At 56.7% G+C, this 16,801-nt stretch carries 17 protein-coding genes and 1 other RNA gene; 5 read left to right on the top strand and 13 right to left on the bottom strand.

What is annotated here, in order from left to right; translation table 11 throughout:
- Nucleotides 1–154: 154 nt before the first annotated feature.
- On the top strand, nucleotides 155–952 hold the full coding sequence (gene rlmB, locus J9777_RS03175) for a 23S rRNA (guanosine(2251)-2'-O)-methyltransferase RlmB (RefSeq protein WP_209347333.1): 798 nt from the start codon (nucleotides 155–157) through the stop codon (nucleotides 950–952).
- Nucleotides 953–973: 21 nt separating this feature from the next.
- On the top strand, nucleotides 974–2,002 hold the full coding sequence (locus J9777_RS03170) for a hypothetical protein (protein ID WP_209347332.1): 1,029 nt from the start codon (nucleotides 974–976) through the stop codon (nucleotides 2,000–2,002).
- A 101-nt stretch (nucleotides 2,003–2,103) separates the two neighbouring features.
- On the opposite strand, the gene J9777_RS03165 is transcribed toward J9777_RS03170, so the two are convergent.
- The 8 genes from J9777_RS03165 to ffs all read right to left on the bottom strand — a co-directional run bounded on the left by J9777_RS03165 (nucleotide 2,104) and on the right by ffs (nucleotide 9,230).
- A complete protein-coding gene (locus tag J9777_RS03165) occupies nucleotides 2,104–2,376 on the bottom strand; it encodes an HU family DNA-binding protein (protein WP_209347331.1) in 273 nt (90 codons plus the stop codon).
- Between the two features lie 231 nt (nucleotides 2,377–2,607).
- Complete coding sequence (gene lon, locus J9777_RS03160; RefSeq protein WP_209347330.1) at nucleotides 2,608–4,998, bottom strand: endopeptidase La; 2,391 nt, start codon at nucleotides 4,996–4,998, stop codon at nucleotides 2,608–2,610.
- A gap of 134 nt (nucleotides 4,999–5,132) precedes the next feature.
- On the bottom strand, nucleotides 5,133–5,627 hold the full coding sequence (locus J9777_RS03155; RefSeq protein WP_209347329.1) for a spore coat U domain-containing protein: 495 nt from the start codon (nucleotides 5,625–5,627) through the stop codon (nucleotides 5,133–5,135).
- 106 nt (nucleotides 5,628–5,733) lie between these two features.
- Complete coding sequence (locus J9777_RS03150) at nucleotides 5,734–6,231, bottom strand: spore coat U domain-containing protein (protein WP_209347328.1); 498 nt, start codon at nucleotides 6,229–6,231, stop codon at nucleotides 5,734–5,736.
- Nucleotides 6,232–6,360: 129 nt separating this feature from the next.
- Nucleotides 6,361–6,849 carry a spore coat U domain-containing protein gene (locus J9777_RS03145; RefSeq protein WP_209347327.1) on the bottom strand — a complete coding sequence of 163 codons (489 nt, stop codon included), beginning with the start codon at nucleotides 6,847–6,849 and terminating at the stop codon, nucleotides 6,361–6,363.
- 83 nt (nucleotides 6,850–6,932) lie between these two features.
- Nucleotides 6,933–7,274: a YbaB/EbfC family nucleoid-associated protein gene (locus J9777_RS03140; RefSeq protein ID WP_209347326.1), complete on the bottom strand. Its 342-nt coding sequence runs from the start codon at nucleotides 7,272–7,274 to the stop codon at nucleotides 6,933–6,935.
- A complete protein-coding gene (locus tag J9777_RS03135; RefSeq protein WP_209347325.1) occupies nucleotides 7,271–9,076 on the bottom strand; it encodes a DNA polymerase III subunit gamma/tau in 1,806 nt (601 codons plus the stop codon). The genes J9777_RS03140 and J9777_RS03135 overlap by 4 nt, the downstream gene beginning before the upstream one ends.
- Before the next feature lie 59 nt (nucleotides 9,077–9,135).
- An RNA gene (gene ffs, locus J9777_RS03130) (signal recognition particle sRNA small type) lies at nucleotides 9,136–9,230 on the bottom strand.
- 139 nt (nucleotides 9,231–9,369) lie between these two features.
- On the opposite strand from ffs, the gene J9777_RS03125 reads away from it, so the two are divergent.
- A complete protein-coding gene (locus J9777_RS03125) occupies nucleotides 9,370–10,059 on the top strand; it encodes a hypothetical protein (RefSeq protein WP_209347324.1) in 690 nt (229 codons plus the stop codon).
- A 14-nt stretch (nucleotides 10,060–10,073) separates the two neighbouring features.
- On the opposite strand, the gene J9777_RS03120 is transcribed toward J9777_RS03125, so the two are convergent.
- From J9777_RS03120 to J9777_RS03110, 3 genes are all read right to left on the bottom strand, one after another.
- Nucleotides 10,074–10,352: an ETC complex I subunit gene (locus J9777_RS03120; RefSeq protein WP_209347323.1), complete on the bottom strand. Its 279-nt coding sequence runs from the start codon at nucleotides 10,350–10,352 to the stop codon at nucleotides 10,074–10,076.
- A 151-nt stretch (nucleotides 10,353–10,503) separates the two neighbouring features.
- A complete protein-coding gene (gene hrpB / locus J9777_RS03115; protein WP_209347322.1) occupies nucleotides 10,504–12,930 on the bottom strand; it encodes an ATP-dependent helicase HrpB in 2,427 nt (808 codons plus the stop codon).
- Between the two features lie 49 nt (nucleotides 12,931–12,979).
- Nucleotides 12,980–13,990 carry a polyprenyl synthetase family protein gene (locus J9777_RS03110; RefSeq protein ID WP_209347321.1) on the bottom strand — a complete coding sequence of 337 codons (1,011 nt, stop codon included), beginning with the start codon at nucleotides 13,988–13,990 and terminating at the stop codon, nucleotides 12,980–12,982.
- Nucleotides 13,991–14,077: 87 nt separating this feature from the next.
- Between J9777_RS03110 and J9777_RS03105 the strand changes: the two genes are divergently transcribed.
- Nucleotides 14,078–14,383, top strand: a complete 306-nt coding sequence (locus tag J9777_RS03105) for a chorismate mutase (protein WP_209348582.1) — start codon at nucleotides 14,078–14,080, stop codon at nucleotides 14,381–14,383.
- 49 nt (nucleotides 14,384–14,432) lie between these two features.
- Here the strand turns inward: J9777_RS03105 and J9777_RS03100 are convergent, their stop codons facing one another.
- Nucleotides 14,433–14,864, bottom strand: coding sequence for a hypothetical protein (locus tag J9777_RS03100; protein WP_209347320.1), 432 nt, complete (start codon nucleotides 14,862–14,864; stop codon nucleotides 14,433–14,435).
- A gap of 117 nt (nucleotides 14,865–14,981) precedes the next feature.
- Between J9777_RS03100 and J9777_RS03095 the strand changes: the two genes are divergently transcribed.
- Nucleotides 14,982–15,386, top strand: coding sequence for a PilZ domain-containing protein (locus J9777_RS03095; RefSeq protein WP_209347319.1), 405 nt, complete (start codon nucleotides 14,982–14,984; stop codon nucleotides 15,384–15,386).
- A gap of 5 nt (nucleotides 15,387–15,391) precedes the next feature.
- Here J9777_RS03095 and J9777_RS03090 read toward each other — a convergent pair whose 3' ends face one another.
- Nucleotides 15,392–16,705, bottom strand: coding sequence for a HAMP domain-containing sensor histidine kinase (locus J9777_RS03090; RefSeq protein WP_245228601.1), 1,314 nt, complete (start codon nucleotides 16,703–16,705; stop codon nucleotides 15,392–15,394).
- Nucleotides 16,706–16,801 lie beyond the last annotated feature (96 nt).

Here is a 16,801-nt window from a genome sequence, read left to right as displayed (position 1 = left end):
CTGGTGATCTCAAATACATGAGCTAACCTGCCGAGAGGCGCCCCAATGGCGAAGCTGCGCTTGCCTGTCAATGGGCCTGCTGGCATGGCGCGAAAATCAAACGATTTTACCCAATGTTTTCCCGGTGTTTTCCCGGTGTTTTTAAGGAAGTTCAATGGCCAAAGGTGGCGGAAAACGCGCATTACGAGGCCGCGCAGGCCGGATGCAAGGCGGACGCGGAAGTGGACGCGCCAGCAGCGGTCAAGTGCGCTTCTGGGGCCGACACGCGGTCGAGGCTGCTTTGCAGAACCCGGATCGCAGCCACCACAAGCTATGGGCGACGCGCGAAGGCATCGCTTCGCTTGATGGCGAATTGCCGGACAACTTCCCGGTTGAATATGCCGAGGTTGCCGATCTTGGCCGGCTGGTATCGAAGGACACTCCGCATCAAGGCCTCGTGCTCGAATGCGCACCGCTGGAGGACATTCATCTTGATGATGTTCTAACCACTGCTGACGGCAAGCCTTTGGTCGTTCTCGATCAGGTAACCGATCCGCACAATGTCGGTGCAATCTTGAGGTCCGCTGCGGCGTTCGGTGCAGCAGCAATCGTTACTCAAGACCGCCACGCCCCGCCCGAATCCGGTGTCGTCGCAAAATCGGCGTCCGGCGCGTTAGAAACTGTCCCATGGGTGCGCGTCGTCAATCTCGCACGCTCGATGGAGCAAATGGCCGAGGCGGGATATTGGCGCATAGGCATGGCAGGCGAAGCTGAGACAACCTTGGCCGAAGCTCTCCCTGCCGCAACGCCTGTTGCGCTGGTCATGGGCGCAGAAGGGGACGGAATGCGCCACAATATTGCCGGCCACTGCGATGCCCTCGCCAAACTCCCGATAAGCAGCAGTATAGAAAGCCTCAACGTATCCAATGCGACGGCCATCGCGCTTTATGCTATCGCCACGCGTACAGATTGAGTCACAGATCAAGGAGCCCCTATGAAACTCCCACCTATACGCCGTATCTCGGCCACCTTGCTCGCAGCCCTTGGCGCAGCGATGCTTGCAGGTTGCTTCATGATACCCGGCAATTTCGACGCAAAGCTCGATCTTCGATCAGACGGGACATTCACCTATTCCTATAACGGTGAGATCCGTTTCCTCGGTATGACTGAGCTGGCGCAGATGTCACGGAACAGAAACAGCGTCAAAGAGTGGGACCCTGACTCGCAAACCTGTTGGGGAGAGGTTTCTGTGGAATCTGTAGAGGCGGTGGAAGCGGTCGAGGCCGTCGTCGAAGAAGATGCTGCTGAGGCAGCCGCGGAACGCGCCGCTGAAGGGCCTCCCCCACCAATTATTGTGGCCACGGCGGAGGATGCAACCACTTATGACGATCGTGAATGCACCGAGGAAGAGCTTGTGGAGCGCAAGAAAACCTTCGAAGAGGGTCAGCAGCGCGCACGCGAACGTCAAGAGCGCGAAGCCAAGCAAATGCAAGCCGTATTCGGCGGTATCGATCCGAATGATCCGAGCGCTGGGCAACAAATTTCCGAGCGTCTGGAACGTCAGCGTGGCTGGAACAGCGTCGAATATCTTGGCGAAGGTCTGTTCAAAGTCGATTTTTCGATCACCAGCCGGATCGATCATGATTTCACCTTCCCGACCATGGAAGGGATGAGCTCTGGTCAGCCGTTCCTCTATGCTTTCCGCCGTGACGGCGACACCGTGCGGATCGAAGCCCCCGGCTTTGCGCGGGGCGGCGGCAGTGGCGCGCTGAGCGGTGGATCGATGAACTGGTTGATGCTTGCAAGTATGGAGCGTAGCCGCAACTCGAGCGACCCGGACCTGTCGGAATTGTTTAAGAACACCAAGGGTACTTTCACGATCACCACCGATGGCGAAATCCTGGCCAACAATACTGACGAGGGATATCGCGACACCGCAGCAGGCCGCACGTTGCAATGGCAGATTGATAGCGACAGCATCGATAGCGCCCCGCCAACTGCACTGATCAAACTGCCGCAATAACGACCGCCGGTTCATACAGGACAAAAGAAAGGCCCCGTTTGCTCCAACTGCAAACGGGGCCTTTTCTTTCGGGTCCAGTCCGACCCGATATCAGCAAGTGATCAGTTGACCGCGTCTTTGAGGCCTTTGCCGGCTTTGAACTTAGGCTGGTTCGATGCCTTGATCGTCATTGGCTCACCAGTGCGCGGGTTCCGTCCAGTCGATGCTTTACGCTTCGCAACCGAGAAAGTGCCAAAGCCAACCATGCGCACTTCGTCGCCGCTCGACAATGCCTTGACGATCGAATCGAAAACACCCTCAACCGCGCTAGCTGCATCGCTCTTCGACAGGCCGCTTGCGTCCGCGACTGCACTGATCAGATCGTTTTTGTTCATCCTTGAACCCCCATAAAAATTTTGCGCCGCGAGGCGCAGGAGGCGCCTCAGCGAAGATGCTGGATAGAAGGGATTTTTGCGGCTGCTGTCAAAGGCAATTCTCGCTTGAACGGCAAGAATTGAGATAAAATACGATAAATTGCGATGAATCGCTGACGCTACGGCAAGTATAGACTGCTGCTCGAAGTGAAACAGCGCAGCGACCCTTTCCGAGTCGCTGCGCTGCAACAATCAATGCGCAGTACGCGGAACCACATCGCTCGCCGCTGGTGCACCAGGCTGGCTTGCCAGATCGTCGGCCTCTGTCCATTCGATAGCGACCGGTGCCGATGTTAGTGCGGTTTCGAGCACCTGATCGACATGCCCGACGGGAATGATTTCCAAACTGTCCTTCACATTGTCCGGAATTTCAGCGAGATCTTTCACGTTATCTTCTGGAATCAGAACAGTTTTGATCCCGCCCCGCAGTGCTGCCAGCAGTTTCTCTTTGAGTCCGCCAATCGGCAACACTCGCCCGCGCAGTGTAACCTCGCCCGTCATCGCCACATCGGGCCTGACAGCTATGCCCGACAGTGTCGAAACGATTGAGGTGACCATGCCCACACCCGCGCTCGGGCCATCTTTTGGCACCGCGCCTTCGGGCAAGTGAATGTGGATGTTCTTGCGCTGGAAGATCGATGGCTTGATCCCGTATGCAGGCGCCCTCGCCTTCACAAAGCTGAACGCCGCCGCGATGGATTCGGTCATAACCTCGCCCAGCTTACCGGTCGTTTTGACTTCGCCCTTGCCGGGCGTGGTCACGCTCTCGATGGTCAGCAATTCACCACCCACTTCGGTCCATGCAAGGCCCGTAACCGCACCGACCTGTGCCTCTTCATCGGACATGCCGTGTTTGAATTTCCGAACACCGGCAAAGTCACCGAGATTGTCTGGTGTAATCACGACACTGGTGACGTCGCCTTCAAGAATCTTGCGCAGGCTCTTGCGGGCTAGCCGGGCAATTTCGCGTTCCAACGTCCGCACACCGGCTTCGCGGGTATAGAAGCGGATGAGATCGCGCAGCCCAGCTTCGGTCAGTTCGAACTCGCCCTCTTTGAGACCATGCGCATCGACCTGTTTGGCCAGCAAATGCCGCTGGGCAATTTCGACTTTCTCGTCCTCTGTGTAGCCCTCAAGCCGGATAATCTCCATCCGATCGAGCAGCGGCTGCGGCAGGTTGAGACTGTTCGCCGTCGTAACAAACATGATGTCTGACAGATCCAGATCGAGTTCGAGATAGTGATCCTGGAATTTCGAGTTTTGCTCAGGGTCGAGCACTTCGAGCAGTGCCGATGCCGGATCGCCGCGGAAATCCTGACCAATCTTGTCGATCTCATCGAGCAGGAACAGCGGGTTGCTGGTTCCGGCCTTCTTGAGATTGGTCACGATCTTACCAGGGAGCGAACCGATATAGGTCCGGCGGTGGCCGCGGATTTCGGATTCATCGCGAACGCCGCCAAGCGACTGACGCACGAATTCGCGCCCGGTTGCACGCGCGATTGATTTACCGAGACTGGTCTTACCCACACCCGGCGGGCCGACAAGGCACAGGATCGGGCCTTTCAGCTTATTGGTCCGCGCTTGCACCGCGAGATATTCGATGATCCGGTCTTTGACCTTTTCCAACGCGTAGTGATCCGCGTCGAGAATTTCCTGCGCTTTGCCGAGGTCCTTCTTAAGCTTGCTCTTCTTGCCCCATGGCAAGCCGAGCAGCACGTCGAGGTAGTTACGTACGACAGTCGCTTCGGCGCTCATAGGCTGCATGCCTTTGAGTTTCTTGAGCTCGCTGTCGGCTTTAGTTTTCGCTTCTTTCGATAGCTTCAGTTTTTCAATCTTCTCAGCAAGCTCGGCCATCTCGTTGGCTTCTTCGGCTTCACCGCCGAGTTCGCTCTGAATCGCTTTCATCTGCTCGTTGAGATAATATTCGCGCTGGGTCTTCTCCATCTGGCGCTTCACACGGCCGCGGATTTTCCGCTCAACCTGGAGCACCGACAGTTCGCCCTCCATGAAGGACATGACCATTTCCAAACGGCGCAGCGGATTATTCTCTGTCAGCAACGCTTGCTTGTCGGAAACTTTGGTATTGATCGCGGCAGCAATCGCATCAGACAAAGCGCCTGCATCGTCGATCTCGCCAATGTCATCGCTGGCATCTTCACCCAGCTTCTTGTTGAGCTTGGCATATTCACCAAATTGCTCAGTGACCGAGCGCATCATAGCGGTGACTTCGCTGCCCGATGCCGTGGCGGGTTCCACCACCTCGATATCAGCCATCACATGCTCGCCCTCGGCACGCAGCTCGTTAAGCTTGGCCCGCGATGTGCCTTCAACAAGCACGCGTACAGTACCATCAGGCAGTTTCAGTAGCTGCAGAACCTGCGCAACCACGCCGACATCATAAAGGTCATCTGGCTGCGGATCGTCGCAACCTGGATCCAATTGGGCCAGCAGGAAAATGTCTTTGCTACCCTCCATCGCCACTTCCAGTGCGGCCACCGATTTGTCGCGGCCCACAAATAGCGGCACGACCATGCCGGGAAAGACCACGATGTCGCGAAGGGGAAGAAGGGGGTATTTGCTCATACTATCGTCCGTTGCATCCGGTGCGCCCAAAGATTTAGCGCTACCTGTATGACAGAGATATGGGAAGCGGTGAGCCACCCTGCAATGCTCGATTTGGAAGAAGCTGTGGACCGGCGGCCCCGTGCCTTACCCGCTTACAACTCGACAGTAACAGTCAATGTGTCGCGGTAGACGCCAGCAGGGTTGAAAGTGCTGACATTGGGAATGTGTCCGTAGACGTTGAATGTGCCCTCTGCGGGGCCACTCGCGCGGAAGCGTACACCTTGGCTGCCGAGGCCCCATGGCCGTGTGCGGGAGGCATTGAGATAGACATCATAAGCAAGGTAATCGCCATCATCATTGATCATACGCCGTTGTGTACCGTTAGGGTTCTGGCCATAGTCGATCGTAACAGTGAAGAAGGTGAAGCGGGTGCAGCGCAAATGGATTGTGCCAGACGCTTCAGAATCGCCACTTGTCCCGACATTAGCGATCTGGAAGCGCAGCGGCGTTGCCTGCACATCGCAGCGTGCCCGCACTTCGCCGGACACAGGCACGGCCGCACTATCGGAAGCCTGCGCGTAGGCCGGTCCCGATATCAAGGCTGCAGCCGCAAGGCCCAGCGCGCCAGTAATTCTGCGAAAATTCAAGTGTGCGATCCCGGTTTTCTTAACCAAGACCGAGTAGCCAAAGATGGCTTAGATTAGGTTAACGCCCAAGTGCTGATCGACGGATCTGGACCCATCATACTCTTGCTTAGAAACTGACAGTGACCACTATGTTGTCGTAGTAAGCATCGGCTGCGTCGAACGTCGTCACCGTCGGTATCCGCCCATAAGCGGTAAAATTGACCGCGCCGGTGCCAAAGATCAGTCCAAGCCGCCCGCCGAAGAAGCCTTGTCCCCAGCGCTGCGTGCGGGCTGCGTTCTTGTAGATTTCGTAGTTCAGCGTGCCGCCATTGTAAGCGCCGACCATGCGGCGCTGATTGCCTACAGCGTTCTCACCATTATCCAATTCCACCAAAAAGAACGAGAATGCAGAGCATTCGACACGGACAGTGGCCGAGCTGTCGACATTGGTATTTGCCCCGGGATTGGCGACAGTGAACCGCATCGGCGTCGCAGTGACGTTACACCGCTGCACAACTTCTGCAGACATAGGCATAGTGGCATCGGCGGCCTGCGCGAAGGCCGGTCCCGAAATCACTGCGCCGGTCATCAGACCCAGCACGCCTAGAATTCCACGAAAGTTCAAGAAAATTGCGGCCCCGTTTTGGTATCGTGCGTGATTAACGCGCGTGGGCCTGCAATTGGGTAATGAGATCCGGTTAACGGAATCGGGCCAGAATTAACCTTTGCCGATAAGTATCCTTGGTGATTGCGATCAGAAACTGACGGTGACAGTCACAGTATCCTGATAGCCGCCAGATGGCGTTGTCAGATCGACGGAGTTGATACGACCATAAGCAACCAACTCAAGCTCGGTCGGGCCCGCGTCGCTGGTAACGCCCTCGCTAAATACCCCCCATTCGCGAGTGAGCGCTGCATCCGAATAGATTTGATACTCAAGGAAATCACCGTTTTCGCTCACCATCCGGCGTTGCTCTCCGGCGGGATTTTCGCCGCGATCCATATCGACCGTGAAGGCAACCGGAGCGGTGCAATCCACACGGATCCGCGCGGCACTCTCGACGCTCGCCGAGCTGGTTACTATGCCACCGGCAAACGCCATCGGAGTCGCTGCCACACTGCAGTTGGTTTGGACCACTGCAGACACACCCATCGTCGTGGAGCGCGTTTGAGCGAATGCAACCGATGACGCCAGCGTCGCAAAAGCGGTTATCAGGACAGAAATGTAACGACCGAAGATCATGTGGTCAGGCTAGCCGACCAGATCAACAGCGACAGAAATTCCTCAGCATTGCGCTGAATTGGCACAATTGCCGCGCCGAAGCGTCAGCCCATACCGGGAAGTTCAAAACCCGGTGGCAACCCCATGCCGCCTTGGATGTTCTTCATTTCCTGCTCGGAGACACGGTCAGCCTTTGCCCGCGCATCATTGAATGCGGCAGTCACCAAATCTTCGACCATGTGCTTTTCTTCAGGCTTCATCAGGCTTTCGTCGATGTCGACACCCAGAATGCGGCCTTTCGCTGAACATTTCACTTTGACGAGACCGCCACCAGCAACGCCCTCGACTTCGATTGCGTCGAGTTTCGCTTGGACGTCGTTCATTTGGGTCTGGATGGTCTCTGCCGCTTTTTGAGCAGCCTGGATCATTTCTTCCATCGATTTCATGCGCGTTTACTCCAATTTCGCTGGCCCTGGGGGTGGGCCGTATCTTCTTCAACCATTTCGGCATCGGGGAATGCTGCAAATGTGGCCTCGACCAGCGGATGCTTCAAGAGCGCATCTTTCGCCAGTTGCTGCTCCGCCTCCTGCTGTTCGACCAACGAGGGCTCACCCTCTTCCGAACACTCTTCGACCGTCCAGCGCTCACCAGTTGCCCCCATCAGCGCATCGCGCAATTGCGGACCGATATCGTCTTTAAACTGGCCGGGTCGAGAAAAGCGCAAAGTGCCCGCTTCAAGCGACACCACGCGCACCTGCAATTGCATGATGCTCGCTGCGAGGTGATTGCCGTTGGATTGAACGCTCTCCACCAATTGCTTCCAACTCACATTGGTTTTCGCGGCACCCGAACCAGCTGCACCGCCCGCACTATCTGCTGCTGGAGCGGCAACACCCGTGGTTGCCAAATGTTCAAGCTTCTTCGCCAGCTTACCCGGATCTGGAAGATCGGCAGCGTGAAGCGCGCGCAATAGTGCCATTTGTGCTGAAACAAGCGGATCCGGTGCTTGGCGCACCTCGTCATGCCCTTTCAGCAACATCTGCCACAGCCGGTGCAACTGGCCCGGCGACAAACGCCCGGCCCAATCCTTCAGGGCGTCACGCTCTTCACTGGTCGGCGCATCTGCTTCGCCGCCACTGACTTGGGCGACGGTAATCCGGTGCACCAGATCCATAATGCCGCGCATCAACGCGAGCGGTTCGACGCCGAGCGAATATTGCTCGTCAATGGCGGCCAGCATGCCCTTGGCATCGCCTTCGAAAAGCAGCCCCAGAAGCCGGCGCTGCGCGCCTTTGTCGGCCAGTCCCAGCATGTCTTGAACGCGAGCGGCAGTAACTTGCCCCTCCCCGCCAAGATCAGCGTGGGCAATCGCTTGATCCAAAATCGAGAGGCCATCCCGCACCGATCCTTCGGCGGCGGCCGCGATCATATTGAGCGCTTCCTCTTCAGCCTCAACATTCTCGAGGCCGCAAATCTTGCCGAAATGCGATTGCAGCAAGTCTGTTGGTATCCGGCGCAGATCGAAACGTTGCGTCCGACTGAGCACTGTCACCGGCAGTTTGTCGACTTCGGTCGTAGCGAACAGGAATTTCACATGCGCTGGCGGTTCCTCCAACGTCTTGAGTAACGCATTGAAAGCATTGCGTGACAGCATGTGAACTTCGTCAATGATGTAGATTTTGTAACGCGCCGAAACCGCAGCATAACGAACCGCTTCGATAATCTCACGCACATCATCAACGCCGGTATGCGACGCAGCGTCCATCTCGATCACATCGATATGCCGACCTTCGGCAATTGCTGTGCACGGCTCACACTGGCCGCACGGATCAATGGTCGGACCGCCTTGCCCATCCGGTCCGATGCAGTTCAGAGCCTTTGCAATCAAACGTGCAGTCGAGGTTTTCCCGACCCCGCGAACGCCCGTCATCAAAAACGCATGCGCCAGCCGGTCCCGCTCAATCGCGTTGGCAAGCGTGCGCACCATCGGTTCCTGACCGATCAATTCGGAGAATGTCTGAGGCCGATATTTCCGCGCGAGTACGCGGTAGGGCTGATCAGTATCGGCAGGCGCCTCGACTGGCTTCGCTGACGCTTTCGGCTCAGGCTTGGCCGCAGGCGGCTCTTCCGAAGCACCGCCAAACATAGAATCCTGACCCGCAGCTTCCAGTTCGGCTGCTGTCGGTGCGGCCTCCTGCTCCTCAGTCTCCCATGGAGGGTTGCCCGAATTGTCTGGTGAATCACCCATGCATGTTTGGTAGGCGCTGCCGATAAGATTGTCATGCGCCTGATTGCACGAATATGTATAGAAAAGGAGCCGAGCGACCCGTCGCAAATCGTTGTGGCTGCTTCCTTCCGGACCTGACCAGGTTGGCGAACGCAAACGTCCACCCGACTCCCGGACGGGCATATGGCGTCGGGGCGGTGCAGAATCAAGCAGCAATCGTGAGCCATTGCGCGCCGCCACAATGCAGCGCCGCCTATGGCAAGCACCAGAAAACCTGATAGTGCTGTCCGGCATATCCACTTCTGGAGTACCAAATGCTGTCACGTCGCCGCAAATTTCTTCCTTGTCTCGCCATTCTCGCAATCGCAATGCCGCATCCGGTGATCGCGCAGGAAATAGACTTCGGTGACGATAGCAGCCGCTACGCCAATGATGGCGAATGCGACGACAGCAGGTTCTCCGGATCGGGAATGACCAGCACCGTTTTGCTGGACTCCGACATTGGCGCAGATGCGAGCGATTGTTCGGCAGCCTATGAGCGCGGTGACCTGACTTTTCTAGCCAACATACCGCGCTTGTCTGTAGAAGAGATCAAATGGGGTGACGATAGCGGTGAATGGGCCAACGACAGCGAGTGCGATGATGTACGATTTGTCGGACCAGCTATGGCCGATGCTCTGCTCGTGGACGGTGTTGGCAAGGATGCCAGCGATTGCCGTGCGGCCTATTCGGCGAAGAGCATCAGTCTGAACCCGTTCTTCAATGCTCCGGCGGACGACAAGAAAATCATCTTCGGTGACGATACCTCTGCCTTCGCCAAAGATGGGCGGTGCGACGATATCCGTTTCACCGGCGATTATGCGTCCGAAACCATATATCTGGTTGACGACATCGGGCATGATGCGACCGATTGCAAAAGCGCTTTCGAGTCCGGAGAGGCCATTTGGCAAGCCAATGATTTGCCAATCAAGTTAGGTGAGCTTCCTGACGAGGACGCCAGCTAAAATCGCGCTAGTTGCTAGCGGAAATTATCCGCATAGGCCTGAATTTTCAGGGTCTTCTGCGGCGTAGAATGCACCCGCGCAGAAATGCCGTATTTCTCAGCATAAGCCTTCGCCGCATCCTTGTCCGGGAATGACAGTTGCACCTGCGCCTGCGTGTCGGCGCTACCAGTCCACCCCATAAGCGGATCCGCTTTGCGGGCCTCGGATTGCTCGAATTCAAGAATCCATTCGTCGGTCCGGGCTTTGCCGGATTGCATCGCGCTTTGCGGGCGTTGGTAAATTCGTGCAGCCATGAAATCTCCATTGTTTAGTTCCATGCAGAAATCAAGATTTCCTTTGGAACACCCTCAGTCGCCAAGCGCAGCGCATCCGCGCCGCTTGGCTACCTCGCATAAGCTCGGGCGGCCGGTCGGCCTTGCGGTCAACTGGTAGTTGACCGGATTCTTAGTTTTTGCCGCGTGAAAAGGCGTTCTTCGTTTTAAGGCTCGGCTTTTCCAACCACGGCTGTTCAGGCCAACGATGTTTTGGATAGCGCCCCTTCATATCTTTGCAGACATCCCGCCAGCTACCGCGCCAAAAACCGGGTAGATCGCGAGTCGCCTGAATCGGTCGGCCAGCTGGACTTGTTAGATTGAGCAGTAGTGGTTTGCTGCCAATCATCGGGTGTTGATCAAGGCCGAACAGCGCCTGCACTCTTACCTCCACTGACGGAGCGCCTTCCCCTACATAGTCGATCGTGTGGTGCGTATTGGCAGGCGTTGTGAACGCGCGCGGAGCCAGCGAGTCCAACTTTTGGCGATCATTCCAATCCATTTGGCCAAGTATTGAATCAGCCAATTTGCTCTTGGGCAGTGTCAGATCACGGCGCCCAGAGAGCAAAGGTGCTAGCCAGAGCTCAGCGTTCTCGATCAGTTGGTCCTTGAAATATCCGAGCCCGATGAACCGCGCACGAGCGACCAACTCTGCCGGCAATATCACATCAATCTGATCAAGCGCTGTTTCCATCAGCAAGTCCTGCATAGCGGCAGGATCAGGCTGAGGATCGGGTCCGCTGGCAATCGTAATTTCGCCAAGCTTACGAACCTGCCTCGCCTCAGCGCGTTCTTCTTTGGCATTCCAACGCAAAGTGGATTGGCGTTCAATCAAGTGGCCAAGATGTGCCTCGACTTCGTTTGGATCGAGCTTTGCCGCGGCTGTTATCCGCGCGCCCTTAGCCTGCCCTTGCGCATCGCCAATGACCAACCATTCGGCAGAGCTAAGCGGTGATGCAGGATCAAGAAAGTAGCCCCGTCCGCCCGCTGACACCCAGTTTTCGCCAGCGGTATCGCGCCGTTTGGCGATATTGTCCGGTTTGGCAAATGCGAGGAACAAGGCCGGGTTAACGGGTTCAGGTTCCTTACCCGAAATCAAACGTTCCGCCCGCTGCGTCCAGCGCGCTGCCAATTTGCGTGAGGCTTTGGCGCGCGGTGAATTGTCGCCGTTCCACCGATCCAATCGCTGGAGTAGATCCTCGCTCCTGCCACCAAGGCCACGCTCTTGTAACAACAGTGCCAACCGCGCCGCGGGCTCCGCCTGACCGGCTTCGGCACCGTACAGGATCATTGCGGCAGAGGTCGGGTCCATCGGCAGAGAAGCCACTTGGTTACCAAACGGGGTAATCGCATTCGCTTCATCCAGTGCGCCCAGCTTGCGCAGCCGTTTGCGTGCCGATGCAATGGAAGCAGCGGGCGGCGGATCAATCCAAGCGAGCGATGCCGGGTCTTCCGTGCCCCATTTGGCAAGGGACAGCATCAACGGTGCCAGATCGCTGGTCTCAACTTCAGGTAGATCGAATTTGGGTCGTCCTGCATGGCCTGCCCCTTCCCACAAACGGTAGGCCACACCTGGTCCCAATCGTGCCGCGCGCCCTGCCCTTTGCGCAGCGGCTGCTTGGCTCGCACGCACAGTAATCAGGTGTGTAGTCCCCGCAGCACGATCAAACTCCGCCCGCCTCGTCAGTCCGCTATCGACAACCACGCTGACACCGTCGAGCGTCAGCGAAGTCTCGGCAATAGCAGTCGCCAGCACAATGCGCCGGAGACCGTCACGATCACGCTTTATCGCAGCGCGTTGTCCAGCCGGATCAACTTGGCCATGCAATGGGAGCACGGGCACATCGGGCAGCTTGGCAGTCAAGCGTTCACGAACACGCTCGATCTCTCGCACACCCGGCAAAAATGCTAGAACATCGCCTTCTTCTTGCCGCCATGCGGTTAGAACCGCTTCGGTCATGCGATCCTCGATACTCAATTCCGCGCGTGAACCCAGCCATTCTATCCGCAGCGGATGTGCTTTGCCTTCGCTTTCGATCACCGATGCTTTTGACCCAAGCAGTGCAGCAAAGCGCTCGCCATCAATCGTCGCCGACATCACACAAATGCGTAAATCCTCGCGGAGAATGGCGCGGGCCTCCAGCGCCAGCGCAAGTCCGAGATCACTATCGAGATGCCGCTCATGCGCCTCATCGAACAAAACCGCGCTGACGCCCTCCAGTTCGGCATCTTCAACAATCCGGTTTACGAAGATTGCTTCGGTCATCACCAAAATGCGCGTTTTGGCTGATTGCTTGCTATCCAACCGCGTCAGGTAACCAACCGTCTCGCCCGCCTTTTCGCCGAGCATTTCTGCCATGCGTTCCGCCGCAGCGCGCGCGGCAACTCGCCTAGGGCTGAGCAATATGATCTGGCCGGTGCACCAGTCCTGATCCAGAAGCGTCGGTGCAACCGCAGTGGTCTTACCAGCACCCGGCGGAGCGATCAGGACCGCTGCGCCTGCTTTGTCGAGCGCTGACAGCAAGTCAGGCAAAACTGCATGAATGGGAAGATCAGCCACGCATTAGTTCTAGCGCCAACACGAGATCTACGAAAGCTGGTATCGCGGTTTAGTACCCCCGCGCGACGGCAAAATTCGCCGCTTCTGCCATAGCTTGCCGGGCATTGCTGTCGGGGAAGATAGAAATCGCATCGATAGCGCGATGAGCGAAATGGCGCGCACGTTCGCGGGTATCTTCGACAGCATCATATTTCGCGATCAGCGCAATGGCTTCTGCGAGCGCACCATCGCCCGAGATCACACCCGAGATCGCGTCTTTCCAGAACTTACGCTCGGTCTCGGAACCGCGCGAATAGGCCAGGATAACCGGAAGCGTCATTTTGCCTTCGCGGAAATCGTCGCCTTGGTCTTTGCCCATTTCAGCAGCGTCTGAATCATAGTCGATTGCATCATCGACGAGTTGGAATGCGACCCCCAGATTGCGACCATAATCATCGAGCGCGCGTTCTTGCTGCTCATCGCATTCGGCAACTACTGCGGAAATACGGCTGGCTGCTGCGAACAGAGCGGCGGTCTTGGCACCGATGATGTTTAGATAGCGCTCTTCGCTCGTTTCGATTTGCCGCTGTGCGGTCAATTGATCGACTTCACCTTCGGCAATGATCGCGCTGGCGCTGGAAAGTATTTTCAGCACTTTCAAACTGCCGTCCTCGGTCATCAGCTCAAAGGCGCGGCTGAACAGATAATCGCCGACCAAGACCGTTGCCGGATTGCCGAAAATGATGTTCGCTGCCGCCTTACCGCGACGCAAATCAGATCCATCGACAACATCGTCATGGAGCAGCGTGGCGGTATGAATAAACTCCACTGCAGCCGCCAATTTGTGGTGGCGATCACCGGTATATCCGACCAGCTCTGCTCCGGCGAGTGTAAGCATCGGACGAAGGCGTTTTCCGCCCCCTGAAATCAGATGACCAGCCAATGCCGGTATCAGCGGAATCTCGCTATGCATCCGGTCCAGAATAACCGCATTGACCGAGTTCATACCGGGCGCGGTTAGCGCCAGCATCGGATCGAGTGTTGCCCGCTTGCGCGGCATTGGAATGACCTTGGCGCTCATGAATTAAGCTCATGGCCGCGCCTGAAAACGTTTGCAAGACGGAACCGGCGTAGAAACGTTGCAAAGAGCGTGATAGATGCTTGCATGATGAGCAACAGTGATCCTGACCAACAACTCGCCGCTTTCCGTCGTAGCATCGACAATATCGATGCCGCGTTGATTCACATGCTCGCTGAACGGTTCCGGATTACGCAGGCTGTTGGCGAGTATAAGGCGAAGGCCACACTACCGCCCGCCGATCCCGACCGCGAGGCACGGCAAGTTGCCCGCCTGCGCAAACTTGCCGAGGAAGCGCATCTCGATCCCGAATTTTCGGAGAAGTTTCTGCGCTTTATTATCGACGAAGTGATCCGCCATCACGAGAAGGCGGCAAGCGAAAACACTGGTTCATAATTGGCAGTTGGCGCTGCGGCAGTTCAGGGCGGCAGTTCAGGGCGGCAACTTAGCAAGGGTGCTTCGACTTGCGTACCGGTGTTACAGTTTCACGCTCTCGACGCTCTTCAACCTGCGGTTTGCTAGCCGGCACAGTTTCCGAAAGCTCGGGAGCACCCGGACCATTAGCATCGCCACCTTTACCCGGCTCTGCCTGACTCACGAAGATAGCACGCTGCTCTCGTTGCTTCTTCCAATAACGGCGCTCTCGATGCGTCATCTCGCGGCGATTTCCAAGCCCATCAAAAACCACATTGCCTTTGCCCGGATAAAAACGCCCCTCGAACCAGCCGAATTCGCGGCCAGTCACCGGTCCAGCATCGGGTGCTTGGTAGGGGTTGTGAAAAACAGTTCTGACACCGTTGAAAGGATCAGCGGCAGTTGATCCGCAAGCAGTTAAACTACCCAGCGGCAATGCTCCGCCTAGTATCCTGCCAATCATGCCCGCCCCTGCTCTTAGCCACTTTCACTATGCGCCATCATTAGCAATGCGTTTGAACACCATCTGAATACGCTTCGCGTTTACCGGACATTATGGTTTCCATCGTATTAACCATGAATGGCCAGTGCAGCCCTCGATCTTTCGCCCGTCTTCGGAAGCGATTCAATCCAGCCGGATCAACGTGCGGCGGAACGATTTCGTGTGCTTATGCCCGGTTCGATTACTCTCCTCGATGGCGTTTTTAATTGCGCGATTGAAGACATTTCGCTCTCGGGAGCGCGCTTCATTACCGATGTACCTCTGAGGAAGGGGCAGGAGGGCATCTTGTTGTGCTCTCCTTTGGAAGTCCTGTTTTCAGTCGTTTGGACCGATGGCAATATCGCTGGCGTGCATTTTGAAGAAGAAATCACGCTTGGAACCGTGCGCACACTCCGTTGGCATAATGACCGGTTCCGCAATCAGCATGATGCCGCTCTGCTCAATCTGGTGCAAGAATGGGCCAGCGAAACGCCGGACAGCTGAGCAGCTTAACGGGCTCTTGGCAGGCTGAGCTTGACCAATAATCCGCCGAGATCTTCGCTCTCGTCGAGTTCGACGCCGCCACCGTAAATTTCCGCGACATCGCGCACGATAGCGAGGCCGAGTCCCGTGCCCGGCTTACCCGTATCCAGACGCGCACCACGATCAAAAATCTCGATCCGTTTCTCTTCGGGAATACCCATTCCGTCATCCTCAACCCAAATAACGCATTGCGTGTCATCAGGTTCAGCATCGACGGTAACGAACACGCTACCCCCGCCATATTTCGCCGCATTTTCGATCAGATTACCCAGGATTTCGTCGAGATCTTGCCGTTCGATCGAGACGAACGCCTCTTTGCGGCCATCCAGATCAATCCGTACCGCAGGGTAAAGCCGCTCCACAGCGCGCAGCACAGCGCCTGCGCTGTCGGATACTTTGGTCCGCGCGAGTCCAACAGCGCGCCGCCCCACTGCCCTTGCCCGTGCCAAGTGGTGATCGACATGGCGGCGCATCGTGGTTGCTTCACGAATGACGGTGTCTGGCAAATCGGGTGCTCGCGCGGTCGCAGCATTGTTCACCACAGTCAGCGGTGTCTTCAGTGCATGGGCCAGATTGCCCGCATGTGTGCGCGCTTCTTCGGCTTGCTTCTCGGAGTGAGCGAGCAACATATTAAGCTCATCCACCAGTGGCTGAACTTCCAATGGCAAAGGATCGGTGACACGGTTGGTTCCTGTAGTCCGGATGCGTTGGATCGCCATCCGGACACGCCGTAGAGGCCGCAAGCCGTAAAAGCTCTGCAATGCCGCCATCACAAACAAGCCAAGGCCGAGGACGGCAAATGACCAGATTAGAATGGAGCGAATGCGCGTTATCTGCGCGTCGAGCTCTTCCCGGGCTGATGCGACAGCAAATGTCCATTGCGTATCGCTTTCAGGAAGTGTGAGCGACCGTTCGGCAATGCGAAGTGGCTCGCCTTCAAACTGGTCGCTATCGTAATAGTGGACCTCATCATCGACATGATCGAGATTTATCTGAAGCGTGCGATCCCACAGACTGCGCGATGGCCAATCTTCGTGGTCTTCTCCGCTGATCTGCCAATAGAGACCACTATTGGGTTCGAGGAAACGCTGATCCCCAAGCGGGCGATAGTAAAACACTTCGCCTTCCGGCCCCACCTCGGATGAGGCAATCATGCCAGTGAGCAAATATTCCAGCTGATCGTCAAAATTATCCTCGACCAGATCAACCAATGCGCGGTCCAATGCGAACCCGCCTGCAAACAGCAAAACCAGAATCCAGCCAGCCGCGATTACCATCATGCGGCGGCTTAAACTGCCGGTATGAGGCGCAGTTTCGCCCGTTTCGTCCGCTGAAACGCGCGTTTCTGCCACTAAATCTGGTTCAGGCGCGTTCAT

It is taken from the genome of Pontixanthobacter sp. CEM42 (genome assembly GCF_017812015.1).
Lineage (GTDB): Bacteria > Pseudomonadota > Alphaproteobacteria > Sphingomonadales > Sphingomonadaceae > Pontixanthobacter.
Note: the sequence above shows the minus strand (reverse complement) of the source record. Positions and strands in the feature narration are given on the sequence as shown.